Origin of the sequence: Limnohabitans planktonicus II-D5 (assembly GCF_001270065.2) — a bacterium.
Taxonomy (GTDB): domain Bacteria; phylum Pseudomonadota; class Gammaproteobacteria; order Burkholderiales; family Burkholderiaceae_C; genus Limnohabitans_A; species Limnohabitans_A planktonicus.
Window position 1 is genome coordinate 1 of sequence record NZ_LFYT02000074.1, and the last position, 2,050, is coordinate 2,050.

1 protein-coding gene is annotated in these 2,050 nt (G+C 61.6%); it reads left to right on the top strand.

All coding sequences use genetic code 11. The features are described from left to right. Positions 1-31 precede the first annotated feature (31 nt). A partial coding sequence (locus tag H663_RS40780) for a cadherin-like domain-containing protein (RefSeq protein ID WP_276309862.1) occupies positions 32-2,050 on the top strand: 2,019 nt, incomplete at its 3' end.

The following is a 2,050-nucleotide window of genomic DNA, read 5'->3' on the forward strand; positions in this document are numbered from 1 at the left end:
AAGACCAGTCTTACATCATTCGCGTCGTCGACTGTTGGCCGGTTACACCGATGCCGATCTGGGCACGCTGAGCGTGAGCGAACTGCTGGCCGACCAGGGCCAGATCACCGACAACCAAAACGGCACCTACACTTTCACGCCTGCGGCTAACTACAACGGCACCGTCACGCTGAGCTACCTCATTGCAGACGGCCAAGGCGGACACACTGCAGCCTCGCAAACCTTGAGTTTGAACAGCGTCAACGACGCCCCCGCACTCACCGGTGAAACGGCTGATCTGATCAATGGCCAAGAAGGCCAAGCCTACGAAGTCACTGCCGCCGACCTGCTCAAAGGCTACACAGATGTCGAAGGCGACGCCCTGAGCGTGGCCGCCTTGAGCGCCAACCACGGTAGCGTCACAGACAACGGCAACGGCACCTACACCATCACCCCCGATGCGGGCTATGCCGGTCTGGTGACCCTGAGCTACAAGGTGGTGGATGCACATGGCGCCCAAACAGCCGCCAGCCAAAGCTTTGGGTTGACAGCCAACAACGTGGCACCGGCCTTGACTGGCACGGCAGCAAGCCTGGCAGCAGGCCAGGAAGACAGCGCCTACACCGTGCGCGTGCAAGACCTGTTGACAGGCTACAGCGATCAGGACGGCGGCACACTCGCGGTGGAAAACCTGCGGGTCGATCATGGTCAGGTGCAGTTGACTTCTCCTGGCCTGTACACCATCACCCCGGATGCGAACTACAACGGCACGCTGACACTGAGCTACAAAGTGGTGGACGGCCAAGGTGGTCGCACCAACGCCACACAAACCGTCACGCTGGAATCGGTCAACGATGCACCAGCCCTGACCAGCCTGCCCGCGATCTTGGCAGCAGGCACAGAAGACCAAGCCTATCAAGTCACCGCCGCGCAACTGCTGCAAGGCTACAGCGATGTCGATGGCGGCACGCTGAGCGTGGGCGCACTGATCGCCAACCACGGCAGCGTCACAGACAATGGCGACGGCACCTACACCATCACGCCAGCGGCCAACTACAACGGCCCCGTCACGTTGACGTACAAAGTGCTGGACGGCCAAGGCGCAGAAAAGTCGGTCAGCCAAAGCTTCAGCCTGAACAGCGTCAACGACGCACCTGCGCTGACCAGCCAGACCGCGATCCTGAGCGCAGGCCTTGAAGACACGGCCTACACCTTCACAGCCGCGCAACTGCTGCAAGGCTACAGCGACGTCGATGGCGGTACGCTCAGCGTGACGAACGTCACAGCTACGCACGGCACCCTCACAGATGACGGCCAGGGCAACTACCGCTTCACGCCCGATGCCAACTACAACGGCCCGGTCGCGTTGAGCTACACCATCAGCGATGGTCAAGGCGGTCATACAGCCGTCGAGCAGAGTTTCAGCCTGAGCGCCAGCAATGACGCACCGGTCTTGACAGGTGACAAGGCCAGCCTGGCTGCAGGCACAGAAGACCAGCCTTACATCCTTCGCGCCGCCGACTTGTTGGCCGGTTACACCGATGCCGATCTGGGCACGCTGAGCGTGAGCGAACTGCTGGCCGACCAGGGCCAGATCACCGACAACCAAAACGGCACCTACACCTTCACGCCCGCGGCCAACTACAACGGCACCGTCACGCTGAGCTACCTCATTGCAGACGGCCAAGGCGGACACACTGCAGCTTCGCAAACCTTGAGTTTGAACAGCGTCAACGACGCCCCCGCACTCACCGGTGAAACGGCTGATCTGATCAATGGCCAAGAAGGCCAAGCCTACGAAGTCACTGCCGCCGACCTGCTCAAAGGCTACACAGATGTCGAAGGCGACGCCCTGAGCGTGGCCGCCTTGAGCGCCAACCACGGCAGCGTTACAGACAACGGCAACGGCACCTACACCATCACCCCCGATACGGGCTATGCCGGTCTGGTGACCCTGAGCTACAAGGTGGTGGATGCGCAAGGTGCCCAAACAGCCGCCACCCAAAGCTTTGGCCTGACCGCCAACAACGTGGCACCGGCCCTGACCGGCACGCCCGCAAACCTGGCAGCA